Below are 2,648 nucleotides of genomic sequence, written 5' to 3'. Positions count from 1 at the left end.
CCCCACCACTCTCCAAATTCGAGATCCTACTCTGAATACTCGCCTTTGAGGCATCATGGGCTTCTTGGAATTTCCCGCTATAGTTCGTTCCAGATCTAGCGACACTTCCATCTGGCAGTATTTCTACACCTTTAAAGGTTTGGGATACGGAGTCCGCACCTTTACTAGTTTAATTTCAATTATATAATATTCACAACTTAATCCATCTAACAATCCTTAAAAATAATCTATATTAATTTTCACTTATTTATCATTGTTTAATATCTATAAGAAAAAAGCACTCGCTACCAATCATAGGTTTTCGAGTGCTTAAATCTATATACTTCCCGTCATATTTAAATCATTTTTAAGATTTGTTCCTTCACATTTTCGTCAAACTTGGCTCCTTCTACCTTTGCTCCTGTCCAAACTACATTGTCAAGTTTAGCACCGGTAAAATTCGCGCCCGTAAAATCACCATTTAAAAGGGTCGCTCCCGTTAAATCTGCGTCAGTAAAATCTGCATTTCTAGCGTTTACTTCTGATAAATTAGCATCTTCTAAATATGCTTTTTCAAAGTTACCTTCTGTAAGATTCGCGTTGCTGAAATTTGTTCCCGTACAGTCAGCCTGTTCCGCATTGATTCCTGATAAATTTGCATGGCGAAAAGTAGCATGATTTAATATTGTTCCAACTAATTCTCCATATGAAAAATCAACTTCATCAAAACATGTTTCAAAACAACTACTTATATTTACCTTTGCATATTTCATATTGGCTTTAGAAAAATCCGCTTCGCCAAACCTACAATCTGCAATGTTGATTTCCTCTAAATTACAACTTCTAAAGTCAGCCAATTCAAAATCGCAATCATAAAACGCCGCTCTCATTAATGAAGAAGCTCTCAACATCACTCGTTTTGCCATAACGCGCCTTGCCATTACTTCTGACAGATCTGAAAAAGTAAGGTCTAAATCACTTATATCTAACTGATCTATTACCTCATCATTGTATTGAGATCGATTTAATATTTCCATGACTTTTATTCTATTGTTGCTATTCTCCTTCATTATTACTATCTCCTTTGATTTATCTTTTAAGATAACTCTCCCAAACGACATTTGGAGAATAAGATACCCCCATCCGATCCTCATCAAAACTTGGTATAGCTATTACTTGAGCTGGTTCTAAATATTCCATTACATGTAACCAACTATCTAGTAATATATCACCATCAGCCTCTAATGGGTCCTTTAAAAGATCTATGCAAATACCACCCCAATCCAGTTCCGATATAACTCCTGGACTATTTAACAATAAATCTCTGCCAAACATGTCCAAAACATGACTACCAAAATATGTTCTAGCTCCTAGCCCCAAGGGACCGTTGGGAAGAAACTCGACTGGTATAGGTAGTGAAGATATATTCATCCACATAAGCAAACGTTCACGTTCCGTATTCCACGGATAGGGTACTGGCCAACAAATTTGCGCCACTCCATAAAGTGGTTTCACAATTTCTGCGATTTGATCAGATAGTTCAAAAAAATCCGGCCACATTTTTTTGGGTATAGACTTTTGAAACTCAAACTCCAAAAATGAGCCATGGCCCAAGTTAACTTGAAAGCTCCCTCTATAGTTTACAGATTTATCACGATACAAGTGAACTTCAGATACCCTACGCTCCGAAATCACTTTTTCAATAATTTCTTCACGATTATATTCTACCCGTATTGTTTCACAGTTGCCCCAATGAGTAGGAGAAAATTTCTCATTTGACTCAAACACATCCAGAAGACGCCCCAGTATCTCTTCCTCGTTAAAAGATACTGTGGGGTACATTGAAATTGAAAAATAATTAGGTTTCATTTATATTCTCCTTAATACTAAAAATAAATTTATATAATAATTTTTATTTATAATTTTTTCCATCTACCTCCACCAGGTAGAATCGGGTTATGTTTCCATATGTGAGTCACTTTCCCACTGCTTGGATCAGTATAATAAATTTCACTATTCTTCCCTAAAGGCCCACTCGGTCTTGGGTGAGGCGGGATCCCATTTAAATCAGGTTTATCACTTGATATCGTCACAACATGACGGCCGTTTTTCTCTTTTGCCAGTTCTCTTTCATCTCGCATTTGACTGTCATTATGAATAACGTGTTCTTTGTCACTTATTTTGTGTTTGTGATCATGAACTAAATCGATTTCATCCTTAGCATTACGACCTATACTATCTGGACGCGTAAGATGCCCTTCACTGGATGTATACGTAACAATCTTACCAACGTTATTGTTCTCTAGCTTACGGTCAAGATGTTCTCCTAAAGCTTTTCTTCCTTTTATTTCTTCTTCCCTACCACGCTCTGTGATTTTTTTTAGATTCTCATTCCTAACATCCCATTTTTCACGATCTAAAGGTGGGATCGTTTCTTCACAATGACGTTCATATCTAATATCATTTGCTACTTTATACTCTCCCCGAGCCTCAGCTTCATCTATTTTCTTTCGATAATATTTTTCTCGTTCTGGAGTTAGTTTAACTTTGTTTGGTTTTGTATTACTACCTTTACCCGTACCCTTAACCCCACCACTCTCCAAATTCGAGATCCTACTCTGAATACTCGCCTTTGAGGCATCATGGGCTTCTTGGAATTTCCCGCTATA

The 2,648-nt window shown here is 36.8% G+C and carries 3 protein-coding genes and 1 pseudogene; all 4 read right to left on the bottom strand.

The features are described 5' to 3' along the window. Positions 1–118: pseudogene (locus tag FOT98_RS33115) on the bottom strand (hypothetical protein); the annotation flags it as partial. Positions 119–335: 217 nt separating this feature from the next. Further along, positions 336–1,049: a pentapeptide repeat-containing protein gene (locus FOT98_RS28860; RefSeq protein WP_063261448.1), complete on the bottom strand. Its 714-nt coding sequence runs from the start codon at positions 1,047–1,049 to the stop codon at positions 336–338. Between the two features lie 19 nt (positions 1,050–1,068). Beyond that, entirely contained in the window at positions 1,069–1,848 is a 780-nt protein-coding gene (locus FOT98_RS28855) for a hypothetical protein (RefSeq protein ID WP_063261449.1), read from the bottom strand. Between the two features lie 47 nt (positions 1,849–1,895). Next, positions 1,896–2,648, bottom strand: a 753-nt coding sequence (locus FOT98_RS28850; RefSeq protein WP_144291199.1) for an ADP-ribosyltransferase, incomplete at its 5' end; no start/stop codon positions are given.

This window comes from Bacillus sp. HY001 (genome assembly GCF_007558965.1).
Lineage (GTDB): Bacteria > Bacillota > Bacilli > Bacillales > Bacillaceae_G > Bacillus_A > Bacillus_A mobilis.
Note: the sequence above shows the minus strand (reverse complement) of the source record. Positions and strands in the feature narration are given on the sequence as shown.